The sequence below is a fragment of the Pandoraea sp. CB10b_02 genome (assembly GCF_002216225.1).
GTDB classification, from domain to species: Bacteria; Pseudomonadota; Gammaproteobacteria; order Burkholderiales; family Burkholderiaceae; genus Pandoraea; species Pandoraea nosoerga.
Genome location: NZ_NJGW02000007.1, coordinates 211,755 through 225,857, shown reverse-complemented (window position 1 = coordinate 225,857; position 14,103 = coordinate 211,755). Strand labels below are relative to the sequence as shown.

13 protein-coding genes are annotated in these 14,103 nt (G+C 66.1%); 7 read left to right on the top strand and 6 right to left on the bottom strand.

Annotated elements, in window-relative coordinates; translation table 11 throughout:
• The first annotated feature begins 168 nt into the window (after positions 1-168).
• On the top strand, positions 169-1,317 hold the full coding sequence (locus CDN36_RS10165) for a transglutaminase-like domain-containing protein (RefSeq protein ID WP_287496653.1): 1,149 nt from the start codon (positions 169-171) through the stop codon (positions 1,315-1,317).
• A gap of 33 nt (positions 1,318-1,350) precedes the next feature.
• Positions 1,351-1,941, top strand: a complete 591-nt coding sequence (locus tag CDN36_RS10160; protein ID WP_287496652.1) for a TlpA family protein disulfide reductase — start codon at positions 1,351-1,353, stop codon at positions 1,939-1,941.
• Between the two features lie 77 nt (positions 1,942-2,018).
• Here the strand turns inward: CDN36_RS10160 and CDN36_RS10155 are convergent, their stop codons facing one another.
• Positions 2,019-2,945, bottom strand: coding sequence for a LysR family transcriptional regulator (locus tag CDN36_RS10155; RefSeq protein ID WP_150555277.1), 927 nt, complete (start codon positions 2,943-2,945; stop codon positions 2,019-2,021).
• 155 nt (positions 2,946-3,100) lie between these two features.
• Between CDN36_RS10155 and CDN36_RS10150 the strand changes: the two genes are divergently transcribed.
• Both CDN36_RS10150 and CDN36_RS10145 read left to right on the top strand, forming a co-directional pair.
• Positions 3,101-3,787, top strand: a complete 687-nt coding sequence (locus CDN36_RS10150) for a chromate transporter (protein WP_150555278.1) — start codon at positions 3,101-3,103, stop codon at positions 3,785-3,787.
• Positions 3,784-4,314, top strand: coding sequence for a chromate transporter (locus tag CDN36_RS10145; RefSeq protein ID WP_287496670.1), 531 nt, complete (start codon positions 3,784-3,786; stop codon positions 4,312-4,314). The genes CDN36_RS10150 and CDN36_RS10145 overlap by 4 nt, the downstream gene beginning before the upstream one ends.
• A gap of 47 nt (positions 4,315-4,361) precedes the next feature.
• Here CDN36_RS10145 and CDN36_RS10140 read toward each other — a convergent pair whose 3' ends face one another.
• Entirely contained in the window at positions 4,362-5,729 is a 1,368-nt protein-coding gene (locus CDN36_RS10140) for a hypothetical protein (protein WP_287496651.1), read from the bottom strand.
• A 336-nt stretch (positions 5,730-6,065) separates the two neighbouring features.
• Here CDN36_RS10140 and CDN36_RS10135 point away from each other — a divergent pair, with 336 nt between their 5' ends.
• The 3 genes from CDN36_RS10135 to CDN36_RS10125 all read left to right on the top strand — a co-directional run bounded on the left by CDN36_RS10135 (position 6,066) and on the right by CDN36_RS10125 (position 9,682).
• Positions 6,066-6,692, top strand: coding sequence for a LysE family translocator (locus tag CDN36_RS10135; RefSeq protein WP_150555280.1), 627 nt, complete (start codon positions 6,066-6,068; stop codon positions 6,690-6,692).
• 260 nt (positions 6,693-6,952) lie between these two features.
• On the top strand, positions 6,953-7,627 hold the full coding sequence (locus tag CDN36_RS10130; protein ID WP_150555281.1) for a DUF3047 domain-containing protein: 675 nt from the start codon (positions 6,953-6,955) through the stop codon (positions 7,625-7,627).
• Between the two features lie 270 nt (positions 7,628-7,897).
• Positions 7,898-9,682, top strand: coding sequence for a peptidoglycan D,D-transpeptidase FtsI family protein (locus CDN36_RS10125; RefSeq protein ID WP_287496650.1), 1,785 nt, complete (start codon positions 7,898-7,900; stop codon positions 9,680-9,682).
• Between the two features lie 319 nt (positions 9,683-10,001).
• Here CDN36_RS10125 and CDN36_RS10120 read toward each other — a convergent pair whose 3' ends face one another.
• The 4 genes from CDN36_RS10120 to cyoA are packed head-to-tail and all read right to left on the bottom strand — an operon-like array spanning position 10,002 to position 14,053.
• Positions 10,002-10,367 (bottom strand): cytochrome o ubiquinol oxidase subunit IV, encoded by a 366-nt coding sequence (locus CDN36_RS10120; protein ID WP_174966338.1) that lies wholly within the window; start codon positions 10,365-10,367, stop codon positions 10,002-10,004.
• Positions 10,368-10,994: a cytochrome o ubiquinol oxidase subunit III gene (locus CDN36_RS10115; protein WP_174966339.1), complete on the bottom strand. Its 627-nt coding sequence runs from the start codon at positions 10,992-10,994 to the stop codon at positions 10,368-10,370.
• 2 nt (positions 10,995-10,996) lie between these two features.
• Positions 10,997-12,976, bottom strand: a complete 1,980-nt coding sequence (cyoB, locus tag CDN36_RS10110) for a cytochrome o ubiquinol oxidase subunit I (protein ID WP_150555348.1) — start codon at positions 12,974-12,976, stop codon at positions 10,997-10,999.
• A gap of 15 nt (positions 12,977-12,991) precedes the next feature.
• Entirely contained in the window at positions 12,992-14,053 is a 1,062-nt protein-coding gene (cyoA, locus tag CDN36_RS10105; RefSeq protein ID WP_150555283.1) for a ubiquinol oxidase subunit II, read from the bottom strand.
• Positions 14,054-14,103 lie beyond the last annotated feature (50 nt).

Here is a 14,103-nt window from a genome sequence, read left to right as displayed (position 1 = left end):
GACTCGTGGTGATTCGTCGTGATGCGCTCCGATGCGTCCCGAAATGGCTTCGATCCGGCGGTCGACGGCGTCCATGCTACCGCTTCACATCGTCCCTGCATGGGACATTCGAGCGCAGCACCCTAACCACCATGCGCCGTGAGCGCTGACGCACAAGGGGACTTCATCATGCAACGCCGTCGTTTTCTCTCGCTGGGCGCCTGCGCCCTTCCCGTATCCTTCCTGTCCACCTCGCTCGTCACGGGCGGCGCACATGCCGCGCCCGCACGCGCCGCGGCGCCGAGCGCCGCCGAAGGCTGGCGCACGTTCGAGCTGACCACGCAGGTCGACCTGCCGGCAACGAGCGCGCCGGCCAATGTCTGGCTGCCCGTCGCGACCACGCCGTCCGGCGGCTATCAACAGGCGCTCGGCGCGCGCTGGGAAGCCCCCGGGGCGAACGCCGAGGTGCGCACGGTGCGCGGCGCCGCCGGCATCGACGTGCCGATGCTCGCCGTAGCGTGGCCCGGCGGCGGCGAACCGACGGCGCGCCGGGTGACGCTCGTCAACACTTTCGCCACACGCGATCGCCACGTCGATCTGTCGCGGCCGCCATCGGCCAACGCGCCGCGCGAGTCGCCGCAGGTACTGCGCCGCTACCTCCAGCCGACCGAGCTTCAACCGACCGACGGTCTCGTGCGCGAGACGGCCGAGAAAATCACACGCGCTCGGCAAGGCGACGTGGAGAAGGCGCAGGCCATCTACCAATGGATCGTGGAGAACTGTCGCCGCGAAGGCGCCGTGCGCGGCTGCGGCACGGGCGATGTGCGCTACATGCTCACCACCGGCAATCTGGCCGGCAAGTGCGCCGACATCAACGCGCTCTTCACCGCGCTCGCCCGCTCGGTCGGCATCCCGGCGCGCGACGCTTACGGCGTGCGCGTGGCGAGCTCGCGCCATGGCTTCAACAGTCTGGGCAAGGCGGGCGACGTCACCCGGGCGCAGCACTGCCGCGCCGAGTTCTACGCCGCCGGTTACGGCTGGGTGCCCGTCGATCCGGCCGACGTGCGCAAGGTCGTGCTCGAGGAAGTGCCCGGCGGCCTGCCGCTCGATGACCTCAAGGTGCGTGCCGCGCGCGCAATGCTCTTCGGTCAGTGGGAGATGAACTGGGTGGCGTTCAACCACGGCGCCGATATCGCGTTGCCCGGGGCGCGGACGGCCGGCGACGGCACCGTGCCGTTTCTCATGTATCCGAACGGCGAAGTGGCGCACGCGCGGCTCGACAGCCTCGATCCCGACACGTTCCGCTATCGCATGACCGCTCGCGAGCTCACTGCCTGAGCGGCGCCCCCGCTCGCCTGGGAGAAGATCACGATGCAACGCCGTCATTTTTTCCACACGCTCGCCGCCGGGGCCGCTTGCGCGCTCGGCGGACCGGGCGCGCGGGCCTTCGCGGCCGGCGCCCCGGGCAGCGCAGTCGACGACCGCACGCTTGCCGGCACGTCCGGCGGCACGCTCTCGGCCTGGCGCGGCGAGACGCCGGCGTTCACGCTCGAGGCGCTCGACGGCAAGGCGCGATCGCTCTCCGACTGGCGCGGCAGCGTCGTCATCCTGAATTTCTGGGCGACGTGGTGCGGGCCCTGCCGCGAGGAGATCCCGGCGATGGGGCGGGTCGCGCGCCAGTATCGCAGCCGCGCACTGGCGCTCGTGGCCGTGAACTACAAGGAGCCGCCCACGACCGTGGCGCCATTCATCGCCCGGCTGCCAATCGACGGCACAGTACTGCTCGACCGCGACGGCGCGGTCTACAGGCGCTTCGGGTCGCTGGGCCTGCCCGCGACGTATCTCGTCGATCGCGAAGGCAAGGCCCGCTTCTGGCGCATGGGCGAACTCGACTGGAGCGACGTGGGCCTGCACGGACACATCGAGGCCCTGCTCGGCAAGCAAGGCGGTGCGGTGACGTGAGCGCCGCGAGCGCGCGAGACGCCGGCACATGCGCGAGGCGCACCGAAGGCCGAACGGTCCGGTTGCCCCCGTCCCTTTCAGGGTCTGGCAACGAACGATTGCGCCGTGGCCCGCACGTGATCGAGCAGGCGCGCGCTCGGCCCGGCAAGCACGCCTTCGCGATAGGCGAAGTGCAGCGGTGCGCGCGGCGCGGGCGAGAGCGGCCGATAGACGATGCCCTCGATCTGCATGCGCATGAGCGAAGCGGGCACCACCGACACGCCGAGCCCTGCGGCGACCAGCGAGAGCGTGGAGAGCAGGCGCGGCGCCTCCTGTTCGATGTTCGGACTGAAGCCCGCGCTGTGGCACGCGGCGATGATGGCGTCGTATAGCCCCTGTCCGGTGCGGCGCCGATAGAGGATCAGCTTTTCCGCCGCGACGGCCGTCATCGGCACGGCCGCTTTGCCTGCACGCCCCGTCAGCGCGAGCGCATGCGCCGAGGGCACCGCCAGCACCATCGCTTCCTCGAGCACCGGCACGAACGCGATCTGCCCGATGTCGCCTTGCGGCTGACGGATGAAGGCCGCGTCGAGCTGCCCGTCGCGCAGGCCGTCGAGCAGCTCGCTGGTGCTGCTCTCGTCGAGCATGAGCGAAACCGACGGCGCGTCGCGTCGGAAGGCGCGAATGACCGTCGGCACGAACGGATGCAATGCCGATGAACTCGTGAAGCCGACCGACAGGCGCCCCTTGATGCCGGCAGCGACGCGGCGCACGTCGTCGACGGCCTGATCGAGCTTGCGCACGACCTCGCAGGCGTCCGCGAGAAAGGCCTGGCCGGCGTCCGTGAGCGCCATGCCGCGTGGCAGCCGGTCGAACAGCGTAACGCCCAGTTGCGTCTCGAGCACGCGGATCTGCTGCGAGAGCGGCGGCTGCCCAATGCCCAGGCGCTCCGCGGCGCGCGTCATGTGCCCCGTTTCGGCCACTGCAATGAAATAGCGCAACAGGCGCACGTCGATATTTGCCATATTGATCCAATATGAATTAAGTCACTTCCATATATTGGACAATATAGCGCAATCGACCTACGCTGACGGTATCCCGTGCGGCACGCGCACCACGCCTTCTCGGTGGCGCGGCAGCCTGACGGCCCCACAGCAGTTGCGCTTTCAGAAGATTCGCCATGAGTATTCCGGCTCCCTCCTCTCCCCCTGCCGGGCAGGACGCCAGCCCCGTCCCCACCCCGTCGTCCCCGTCTCTCGAACGACGCAGGCCGCGCGAACCTCGCGCTGCCCGCGAATCCCGGGATTCGCGCCCTCCCGACGCGACCGACGCCATCGGCACGCCGAGCCTGCGCGCCCTCTTTCTCGGCTTTCTCGGCCTGGGCATGACCGCCTTTGGCGGCGCGTTGCCGCTCGCGCGACGCATGGTCGTCGAGAAGCACCGCTGGGTCTCGCCTGGCGAATTCACCGATCTGCTGGGTCTGTGCCAGTTTCTGCCCGGCGGCAACATCATCAACCTCTCGGTGGCGCTCGGCATGCGCTTTCACGGGTGGCGCGGCGCGCTCGCGTCGATCCTCGGACTGATCGCGGCGCCCTCGGCGGTGGTGATCGTGCTCGGCATGATCTACCAGCGTTTCCAGAACGATCCGCACGTGAAGCATCTGTTCGCGGGGCTCGCGGCCGCCGCAGCGGGGTTGCTCGTTCAGATGGCGTGGAAGGTGGCGTGGCCGCTGCGCAGGTCGGTCGTGCTCGGCGGCGTGGCGCTCGCATGTTTCATTGCGATTGCCGTGCTGCGCGTGCCGCTCGTCCTGACCATGCTCGTGATGACGCCGATTTCGATCTATGCCACATGGCGGGTGTCGCAATGACCGGCACGCTCGTCTCGCTTGCGCTCATCTTCACGCAGTTGTCCGTACTGGCGTTCGGCGGCGGCAACGCCATCCTGCCCGAGATGGAGCGCCAGGTCGTGGACCTGCACCACTGGATGACGTCCGAGGAATTCAGCGCGCTGTTCGCGCTCGGGCAGGCCGCGCCCGGGCCGAACCTCATGATCGTGACACTGGTCGGCTGGCATGTTGCCGGCTGGCAGGGCATGCTCGTCACGTCGCTGGCGAAGTTCGGACCGTCGTCGCTCATTACGGTGGCTGTGCTGCATTTGTGGGAGCGCTTCCGGGACCGGCCGTGGCGCCGCATCGTCCAGGCTGGTCTGGCGCCGATGACGGCCGGTCTCGTGGCCGCGAGCGCCGCACTCATCGCCCAGGCGTCGGCCACGTCGTGGTTGCTGGCGGGAATCACCGCGAGCGTGGCCGTGCTGGCCATCCGCACGCGCGTGCATCCGCTGTGGTGGCTCGCGGCGGGCAGTGTCGCGGGGCTGCTGGGCGGCGCCTATCTTTGACGTCCGTCACATTTGCCACATCCACCACTTCAGCCACTTCAGCCACTTCAGTCGCTTCGGCCGCCCCCGGGGAGGCGCGCCTCGCCGGCTTGGCGGCCGACGGCCACGACGCGGGCATATGACGTGCGCCAGTGATCGCGCCCCAGTTCGCGGATGCCGTCGACCAGATGCACCCACTCGAGCGAGCCGATCACCAGCGCCGGCGGTGTGTCGCCGCGGGCGAGCGCCGCCAGGCGGGGCGGACACGGTTCGCGCCGGGGCGGCATGCCCGCGAGCAGCATGAGCCGCGCGATCCACTGAGCGGTGTCCATCGACAGCGCGGGCGCGACGCCGTCGCTGCGGCGCGGCGTCGGTTCGTCCGACCAATGCCAGAGGCGGCGCGCGCTGACGCCCGAGCGTGTGGCGGTCCCGAGCGCCGCGATTACGTTCTCGCAGCACAGACCGCGTTGGGCCGCCAACGCCAGCGCGCTTTGCGCCAGAGCGCGCCAGTCGCCGACGCCGCCGCAGTCGTTGCGCACGCTCGCGGCAATCAGGCGGACGACGCGCGATCGCACGCGCCGCAACGCTCCGGGGTCGGTCAGACGAAGGCGGGCGGCGCGGGTCTCGTCCGACAGATCGGCGGTCGTTTCGGCCGGATCGAAAAGCTGCACGTCCACGGGGTGGACGCTGAACGTCGGCGAATCCTCCTCGTCGTGGCGCCAGTCGGGCTCCAGACGTTCCCGCAGCAATGTGAAGGCGTCGTCGAAGCGGATCAGCGACGGCTTGTCGTCGTCGATCCGGAGCGCGCGACGGCAGGCGCCGGGCAGGCGAAAGCCCAGGCCGTGTGCGAGCAACTGACTCAATGCCATCACGCGATCGCTTTGCGCGAGCGAGCTTTGTGGTGCATCCGCCACGTGCAGGACGAGCGCTTGCGCGATTTCCCGTTCGGCGAGTTGGCGACGGTTCACGGGATCCGGGTAACGGCTGTCGTGCGTGGCCTCGAAGGCGGCGAAGCACTGGCGCATGGCGCTCGTGTCGCCCAGCGTGCGGCGGCGCAGTTGCGCGTGCGTCTGCGCGCCCCAGCGGCGTTGCGCCGGCTCGCCCGATGCGAGAGCCGCTTCGAGGGCGCGCCATTCCGGAGCAAGGCATCGATACATTGCACCGATCGTGAGGACGCCCAGCGCGCAGGCGAACGCGACGTCGAGCGAGCCTGGCAGGCCCGCGCCGTTGGACGCGGCGTATGCCCCCCCGGGGCCGGCCCCGCCCCATGTGCCGGCGAATGCGGCGTCGGGCGCCTGCAGCGCGCCTTCGCGCGGGCCTTGTCGGGCGCTCACGAAATTGTCGCGAAATCCTCCACAGACGCCGTGGGCCGCCTGCACGCCGGCGCGCAGAACGGTGCCCATCGTGGCGGATACGGCATCGGCCATCCACGGCATTTCGGATCTCCTTGGCCGCGTTGCGGCGGGTGTCAAAGGCGGCATGCTGCGCCGCGCCGACGCGGCGCGCTTCAGGATTCGCCCGGCGGCCGGCGCTTTTCGGCGGGGTCCGTCGCGCCCGGGAGAGGCAGGCGCCAAGGCGGGCAAGAGAGCCAGCAAGGGGCCAAGTGAGCGGCCAAACGCGGGGCCAAGCGAGGGGTCAAGCGAGAAGCCAAGCAAGGGAGCCGGAAGGGGACGCCGGCAAACCGGCCCGGAATCTGGGATGATGTCGCCTGTCACCCCATCGCGCGCGGCCGGCCTGGCAGTTGGCGGCGCGCCCGACGCTACGGAGCTGCCATGCCGACCATTGCCACGCTTGCCACGTTTGTCGCAGTCGTTCTCGGGCTGTTTCTCATTCCGGGCCCGGCGGTGCTGCTCACCATCACGCGGACCGTCCAGGGCGGGCGCCGGGCAGGTGTCATGACCGGCATGGGCATTGCGATGGGTGATCTTGTCCACACGTTATGTGCCGCCGTGGGACTGTCGGCAGTGCTGATGACCTCGGCGTTGGCGTTCGACGTAGTGAAATACGTGGGCGCGGCCTATCTCGTCTATCTGGGCGTCAAGGCATTGCGCGAGCGTCCCTCCGATCCGCGGCTGCCTGGCGCGCCGAGCGTGTCGCCTTCGCGGGCATTCGTGCAGGCGGTGGCGACCGAGGTGCTCAATCCCAAGACGGCGCTGTTCTTTCTGGCGTTCATGCCGCAATTCGTGCACGCGAGCGAGGGCAACGTGTTTCTGCAGTTCTTGGTGCTGGGCCTCGTGTTCGTGGCGATGAGCGCGATATACACGTCGGCGATCGCACTGTCGGTGCGACCGCTTGGCAAGTTCGTGCGCCGCTTCACGTGGCTGCTGCGCTGGCAAGGCAAGATCATCGGCGCCCTCTTCATCGGCCTGGGATTGCGAGTGGCGCTGCAACAGCGCTAAGCGCCCGGTCGCCTGGGTAACGTTGCAACCTCACAATGCCGGAGTCGTCTGCCATGGCTCGCCCTTCATCAGGTTCATTGCTGAGTTTGTTGCCGGGTCCGCCGTCGCGCACGGATGCGCCCGCCCTGCCGTGTCGGCCGTGTCGGCCGTGGCGTTCGCGCGGGCGCGGCGGGACGCTCGCCCCTTCTCTCTGGCTTTCTCTGTGTCTGTCGTTCGCGACGTCGCTCACGTTCCCGGCGGCGGCGCAGGCGGCCGAAGGAATGGCCGATGCGGGCGGCGCCACTGTATTTTCCAGGGCGGCGGCGGGTACGGCGTTACCGGCAGGCTGGCAAAACCTGCCGGTCGTGAAGGGCAAGAAGCTCACGGCGTACACCGTCGTGGCCGACGGCGGGCGCAACGTCATCGAAGCGAAGTCGGCCGACTCGGCCTCGGCGCTGATGGCCAAGGGGGACGGGATCGACGTGAGCGCCACGCCGATCGTGTCGTGGCGGTGGAAGGTGGAGCAGGCGATTCCCGGGGCGGATAACCGGGTGGCCGACAAAGAGGATTCGCCGGCGCGGCTGGTCTTTTTCTTCGACGGCGACAAGTCGACGTTGCCGTTCGGCGACCGGGCGGCGATGACATTGGCCAAGGCCGGCGGTGAAGACTTGCCGTATGCCACGCTCATGTACGTCTGGTCCAACGATGCAGCGCCGGGCGGGGTCATCGAAAATCCGCATACCGATCGCGTGCAGATGATCGTGGTGGCGGGTGGCGAGGCGTCGTTGGGCAAGTGGCAGACGTTCACGCGCAACCTCGCAGCCGACTACGAACGCGTCTACCGGGAGAAGCCGGGCAGGCTGCTCGGATACGGCCTATTCACTGACAGCGACAATACCCATGCGAGCGCGCATGCGTGGTATGGCGACGTGCGTTTCGGCACAGTGAAGCCGTGAGCCCGATGGGGAGCGGCAAGGCGCAGGGCAAGACAGCGGGCAAGGCGCAAGGCAGGAATACCGGACAAAATCCGCTTTCGGTTTCACCTGTCGACACCCTTGCGAAAGTCTTGCCCCGACGGCTCGAAAAAAACCTTGAAAGCCCCGTCCGACGGGGCTTTTGCGCTATTGCAACTGGCGCTTGCGTGCTACGCTATCTCGCCTAGAATTCCAGCCAGGGTCTTCCCCCGGACCCGATGCTGTTCACGCATCTCACGCCCCGCGAGCGCCATGCAAAAGAAACGCCAATCCAAGGACGTCACGTTCTCCTCCAGTCCTGTTTTGCAGTCGCGCATGTCGCTTTGGCGCTCCAAGCTGGTCGTCATCATGATCACCCTGGCCTTCATCGGACTGGTGGTTCGGGCGTTCTGGATCGCCGGCCCGGGCAATGATTTCTACATCGCGCAGGGCGAGAAGCGTTACGAGCACACCATCGTGATGCCGGCGGTGCGCGGCAAGATCGAGGATCGCGATGGCAGGGTGCTGGCGACGAGCCTGCCGATGCGCACCGTGTGGGCCGTCCCGGCCGAGGTGCCGGACGACTTGTCCGACAGCGACATCCAGAAGGCGAGCAAGCTGCTCGACATCCCGGCCAGGGAACTGCGCACCAAGCTGATCGGCGAGAAGAAGTTCGTCTACATCAAGCGCCAGGTGTCGCCCGAGATCGGCAAGCAGGTCGAAGCGCTGGGTATCCCGGGCGTGTACGAAAGCAGCGAATACAAGCGCTTCTATCCCGAGGGGGAAGTGGCGGCGCATGTCGTGGGCTTCACCAACGTCGAGGACAAGGGCCAGGAGGGAATAGAACTGGGCGAGGAGCCGCTGCTCGAGGGTACGGCGGGGGTTCGCCGCGTCATCAAGGACCGGATCGGCCGCACCATTCAGGATCTCGACGACTCCAGCCCGCCGCGCGACGGCAAGGACATCCGGCTGACGCTCGACACGCGCGTGCAGTACATCGCCTACGAGGCGCTCAAGAACGCGCTCGAGCGCACCGGCGCGAAGGCGGCGATGGCGGTCGTCATCGACGCCAAGTCGGGCCAGGTGCTCGCCCTGGCCAATCTGCCGACGTACAACCCCAATGATCGCGAGCACCTGACCGGCGAACAATTGCGCAACCGCGTATTTACCGACGTCTTCGAGCCGGGGTCGATTCTCAAGCCGTTTACGATGGCGTTGGCGCTGGACTTGCACCGCCTCACGCCGACGACCCTCATCGACACCGGCCCCGGTCGATACGTGTTCGAGGGCGCGACCATCAGCGACGACAGCGCAAACGGCGTATTGACCGCGGCGGGCGTGATCCAGAAGTCCAGCAACATTGGCATGACCAAGGTGTCCACCATGTTGCGCGCCGAGGAAATGTGGGACATGTTCACCGAGATCGGACTGGGCCAGCAGCCGAAGCTCGGCTTCCCGGGCGCCGTCTCGGGCCGCCTGCGTCCCTACAAATCATGGCGTCGGATCGAACAGGCGACGATGGCATATGGCTACGGGATTTCGGCGTCGCTGTTCCAACTGGCGCGCGCATACACCATCTTCGCGAACGATGGCGTGATGATGCCGATTTCCATCGTCAAGCCCGATACGCCGGTGCAGCCCGAGGGCGTGCGGGTCATCGATGCGCGCACGGCCGCGGAGATGCGCAAGATGCTGGCGAGCGTCGTCGATACGGGAGGTACGGCGACCACCGCGCAGGTGGCCGGATACAGCATTGGCGGGAAGACCGGCACGGCGTACAAGGCGGGTGCGCATGGGTATGACCATTCCAAGTACCGTGCGTCGTTCGTGGGGATTGCGCCGTTGTCGGCGCCGAGGCTCGTGATCGCCGTGTCGGTGGACGAGCCGAAGGCGTCTCAGCACTTTGGCGGTCAGGCGGCGGGCCCCGCGTTTGCCGAGATTGCATCGCAGGCGTTGCCGTTGCTCGGAATTCGGCCGGATTTGCCCGTGCGGCCCGGGGTGATTCTGGCGGCGCCGACCTCCGATACGCCGCCGGACGACAAGGCGTCGCACGGGTAAGGGAATAAAGCGGACTGGCGTCCGCGGGTCCGCACCCGCTTCATCCGCCGCGCACCAGATCCAGTTGGCGGCCGCTAATCCGCTAATCCGCTAATCCGCTAATCCGCTAATCCGCTAATCCGCTGACGGGGCGACCTCAAGGCGGAGCGCAGTCACTGAGCGGCAACCGGCGCGGCGCGTCAACGAAAGAAAAAAACAAACCCCGGAGCCGGCAGAAAGCCGACATCCGGGGTATGACGAAGGCGCGACAAGCGCCTCCGGGCAAGCCCCCTCTCCGGTCGTCCTGCACCGCTGCACCGGAAAAAGGGGGGGGGCGGCATTACATGCCCGGCATCATCAGCGAGTTGGCGTTGTGCATGATCCACAGCGAGCCGACGAGCACGATCGCCACGATCAGCACGGTAAACAGGAACGCCATCACGTTCCAGCGCTGTTCCGACGAGCGGTCCATGTGCAGGAAGTAGACCAGATGAACGATGATCTGCACCAGCGCCGCGCCGAGGATCAGCGGGAGCACCGTCGACGGCGGCATCGTGCCGTCCATCACCAGCTTGAACGGCACGACGGTCAGAATCACCGCGAGCACGAAGCCGATCAGGTACGACTTCACGCTGCCGTGGCTGCCGCCCGCCGCGTTGTGGCCAGCTTCGTGGCCATGCGATTGCACCGAATTCGTATTGCTCATTTACATCGCTCCCATCAGGTACACGACCGTGAACACGCCGATCCAGACCACGTCCAGAAAGTGCCAGAACAGCGACAGGCATTGCAGGCGCGTCGTGTTCGTCGAAGTCAGGCCCTTCTTGCCGATCTGGAACATCAGCACGGCCATCCACAGCAGGCCCGAGGCCACGTGCAGACCGTGAGTCGCCACGAGTGCGAAGAACGACGACAGGAAACCGCTGCGGTTCGGGCCCGCGCCTTCCAGGATCAGGTGATGGAATTCGTACAGTTCCATCGCCACGAAGGCGGCGCCCAGCAGCCAGGTGATCGCCAGCCAGCCCTGCACGGCGCCCTTCTTGCCGTTGTGCAGGCCAACCATCGCAAAGCCGTATGTGATGGACGAGAACAGCAGGATGAACGTTTCGACCAGCACGAACTTCAGGTCGAACAGTTCCTTGCCGGTCGGGCCGCCCGCCGTGGCGTCGCGCAGAACCGCGAACGTCGCGAACAGGCTGGCGAACAGCACCAGGTCGGTCATCAGGTACACCCAGAAACCGAAGATCGTGTTGCCTCCGGTGTCGTGGTGCGCGTGGTCATGCGCATGCGCATCGGCATGCGCGCCAGAGTGTTTGAGAACTTCGCTCGTCATGATTATGCCTTTGCTGCTGCGGCCAGCGCCTGGTGGTGAGCCGTTTCAATGGCCACCACTTCCGGCGATTGCACGTAGTAGTCGATCGAATCGTCGTTGCTGCGGCAGATGAACGTCACGATCATGCCGACGAAACCGACGATGGCCAGCCACCAGATGTGCCAGATCGCGGCGAAACCGAACACCAGCGAGAACGCGCTGATGATGAAACCGGCGCCCGTGTTCTTCGGCATGTGAATCGGTGCGTAGCTCGTCTTCAGATCGCTCTTGATGCCGTGTTCCTTGCGATAGGCCAGCTCGTCGATGTCATGCACGCGCGGCTCTTCCGCAAAGTTGTAGAACTGCGGCGGCGACGACGTCATCCACTCCAGCGTGCGGCCGTTCCAGGGGTCACCCGTCGTATCGGCCAGCGCCTTGCGGTTCTTGATCGAGATGACCAGTTGCAGCACCTGGAAGCCGATACCCGCGGCGATGAACAGCGCCCCCACCCAGGCAGCAATCAGCCACGGCTGCCAGGCGGCGTTCTCGTAGTGGTTCAGACGGCGCGTCATGCCCATCAGGCCCAGCACGTACAGCGGCATGAACGCAAGGTAGAAGCCGATCAGCCAGCACCAGAAGCTTGCCTTGCCCGTGCGCGAATCCAGCTTGAAGCCGAAAGCCTTCGGGAACCAGTAGTTCATGCCGGCGATGTAGCCGAACAGCACGCCGCCGATGATCACGTTGTGGAAGTGAGCGATCAGGAACAGCGAGTTGTGCAGCACGAAGTCCGCGCCCGGCACGGCCAGCAGCACGCCCGTCATGCCACCGATCACGAACGTGACGATGAAGCCCAGCGTCCACAGCACCGGCACCGTCATCTGCACGCGACCGCGGTACATCGTGAACAGCCAGTTGAAGATCTTCACGCCGGTCGGGATCGAGATGATCATCGTCGCGATACCGAAGAAGGCGTTCACGCTCGCGCCCGAACCCATCGTGAAGAAGTGGTGCGCCCACACGAGGAACGAGAGCACCATGATCGCTGCCGTGGCGTACACCATCGACTTGTAGCCGAACAGCTTCTTGCCCGAGAACGTCGCGATGATCTCCGAGAAGATGCCGAACGCCGGCAGAATCAGGATGTACACCTCCGGGTGACCCCAGATCCAGATCAGGTTGATGTACATCATGGGGTTGCCGCCCAACTCGTTCGTGAAGAAATGGAAGTCGAGGTAGCGGTCGAGCGAGAGCAGCGCCAGGGTCACCGTCAGCACCGGGAACGCGGCGCACACCAGCACCATCGTGCACAGCGACGTCCAGGTGAACACCGGCATCTTCATCAGGTTCATGCCCGGAGCGCGCATCTTCAGGATCGTCACCACGAAGTTCACCCCGGTGAGCAACGTCCCCAGCCCCGATATCTGCAAGGCCCAGATGTAGTAATCCACCCCCACGCCCGGACTGTATTGAATGCCCGAGAGCGGCGGGTAAGCCAGCCAGCCCGTGCGCGCGAACTCGCCCACGCCCAGCGACAGGTTCACCAGCGCCGCGCCGGCCACGAACAGCCAGAACGAGAGCGTGTTCAGGAACGGGAAAGCCACGTCGCGCGCGCCGATCTGCAGCGGCACCACGAGGTTCACCAGCCCGGTCATGAACGGCATCGCCACGAAGAAGATCATGATCACGCCGTGGGCGGTGAAGATCTGATCGTAGTGATCCGGCGGGAGCACGCCCGGCGAGTTGTGCGCGAGCATGAGCTGCGTGCGCATCATGATGGCGTCGGCAAAGCCGCGCAGCAGCATGACGAGCGCCACGAGCACGTACATCACGCCGATCTTCTTGTGATCGACCGACGTGATCCACTCGTTCCACAGGTATTTCCACTTGCCGAAGTAGGTGAGCAGCGCAATGATGCCCAGCCCGCCCAGCACCATCATGCCGACCGCGCCGACGATGATCGGCTCGTGGTACGGGATGGCTTCGAGAGTCAGTTTGCCAAACAGCGTTGACATTGTCGTTTACTCCTTATGCGCGTGCGCAGCCGTGCCGGCGTGCATCGCGTGCGCGCCGGCGTTGTCCATGGCCATGGTCATCGACTGGCCGTTGCGCACCTCGGCGGCGGCGGCCGGAGCCGTCGCGGCGTCCGTGCCCGCGCCCTTCATTTCCATCTTCATGTCCATGCCCTTCATTTCCATGGCGCCGTGGTTTTCATGACCTTCATGCTGCTTGGCCATGGCGGCTGCCATCGGGGCGTGCACGATCGACTGGAACATGTTCGCGTCGACCGAGCTGTAGTACGTGACCGGCGAGTTCTCGCTCATCGGCACCAGCGAAGCGTAGGCCTCCTTGTCGAGCACCTTCTTCGACTCGCGCACCTTCTTCACCCACTGCTGGAAGTCGTTGTCGCTCATCGCCAGCGTCTTGAAGCGCATGCCCGAGAAGCCGCCGCCGCTGTAGTTCGCCGAAATCCCGTCGTACTCGCCGACGTGGTTCGCGATCAGGTGCAGCTTCGTTTCCATGCCGGCCATCGAGTAGACCTGGCTACCCAATTGCGGAATGAAGAACGAGTTCATGATCGATTCCGAGGTGATCTTGAAATTCACCGGGGTATCGACCGGAACGGCCAGCTCGTTGATCGTCGCGATGCCCTGTTCCGGGTAGATGAACAGCCACTTGTAGTTCATCGACACCACTTCGACCGTGATCGGCTTCACGTCGCTCTCCAGCGGCTTGTAGGGATCGAGCTCGTGAGTGGAGACCCAGGTGAGGCGGGCCAGAATCACGATGATGATGATCGGCACCAGCCAGACCACGACCTCGATGGCCGTCGAGTGCGACCAGTTCGGCTCGTAGCGCGCCGACTTGTTGCTCGCGCGGTACTTCCACGCAAACCACAGCGTCATCAGGATGACCGGAATCACCACGATCAGCATCAGCCACGTGGCCGTGAGGATCAGGGACTTGTTCTCCACTCCGATCTGCCCTTTCGGGTCGAGCAGCGTCATGTTGCAGCCGGCCAAAAGCAGCGGCGAACACAAGGCGAGGAGCCTAAACAATCGCGGGTTTCTGTGTTTCTTCATGTCACACGACAGGTTGAGTTGGCCAGCGAGCGGCGCAACACGGGCTTACC

Bases quoted from the DNA above. Each gene is read 5' to 3' on its own strand.
- CDN36_RS10115 (WP_174966339.1), bottom strand. From the start codon at position 10,994: ATGACGAGCGAAGTTCTCAAACACTCTGGCGCGCATGCCGATGCGCAT.
- CDN36_RS10120 (WP_174966338.1), bottom strand. From the start codon at position 10,367: ATGAGCAATACGAATTCGGTGCAATCGCATGGCCACGAAGCTGGCCAC.
- CDN36_RS10130 (WP_150555281.1), top strand. From the start codon at position 6,953: ATGGCCGATGCGGGCGGCGCCACTGTATTTTCCAGGGCGGCGGCGGGT.
- CDN36_RS10135 (WP_150555280.1), top strand. From the start codon at position 6,066: ATGCCGACCATTGCCACGCTTGCCACGTTTGTCGCAGTCGTTCTCGGG.
- CDN36_RS10145 (WP_287496670.1), top strand. From the start codon at position 3,784: ATGACCGGCACGCTCGTCTCGCTTGCGCTCATCTTCACGCAGTTGTCC.
- CDN36_RS10160 (WP_287496652.1), top strand. From the start codon at position 1,351: ATGCAACGCCGTCATTTTTTCCACACGCTCGCCGCCGGGGCCGCTTGC.
- cyoA (WP_150555283.1), bottom strand. From the start codon at position 14,053: ATGAAGAAACACAGAAACCCGCGATTGTTTAGGCTCCTCGCCTTGTGT.
- CDN36_RS10155 (WP_150555277.1), bottom strand. From the start codon at position 2,945: ATGGCAAATATCGACGTGCGCCTGTTGCGCTATTTCATTGCAGTGGCC.
- CDN36_RS10125 (WP_287496650.1), top strand. From the start codon at position 7,898: ATGCAAAAGAAACGCCAATCCAAGGACGTCACGTTCTCCTCCAGTCCT.
- CDN36_RS10165 (WP_287496653.1), top strand. From the start codon at position 169: ATGCAACGCCGTCGTTTTCTCTCGCTGGGCGCCTGCGCCCTTCCCGTA.
- CDN36_RS10150 (WP_150555278.1), top strand. From the start codon at position 3,101: ATGAGTATTCCGGCTCCCTCCTCTCCCCCTGCCGGGCAGGACGCCAGC.
- CDN36_RS10140 (WP_287496651.1), bottom strand. From the start codon at position 5,729: ATGCCGTGGATGGCCGATGCCGTATCCGCCACGATGGGCACCGTTCTG.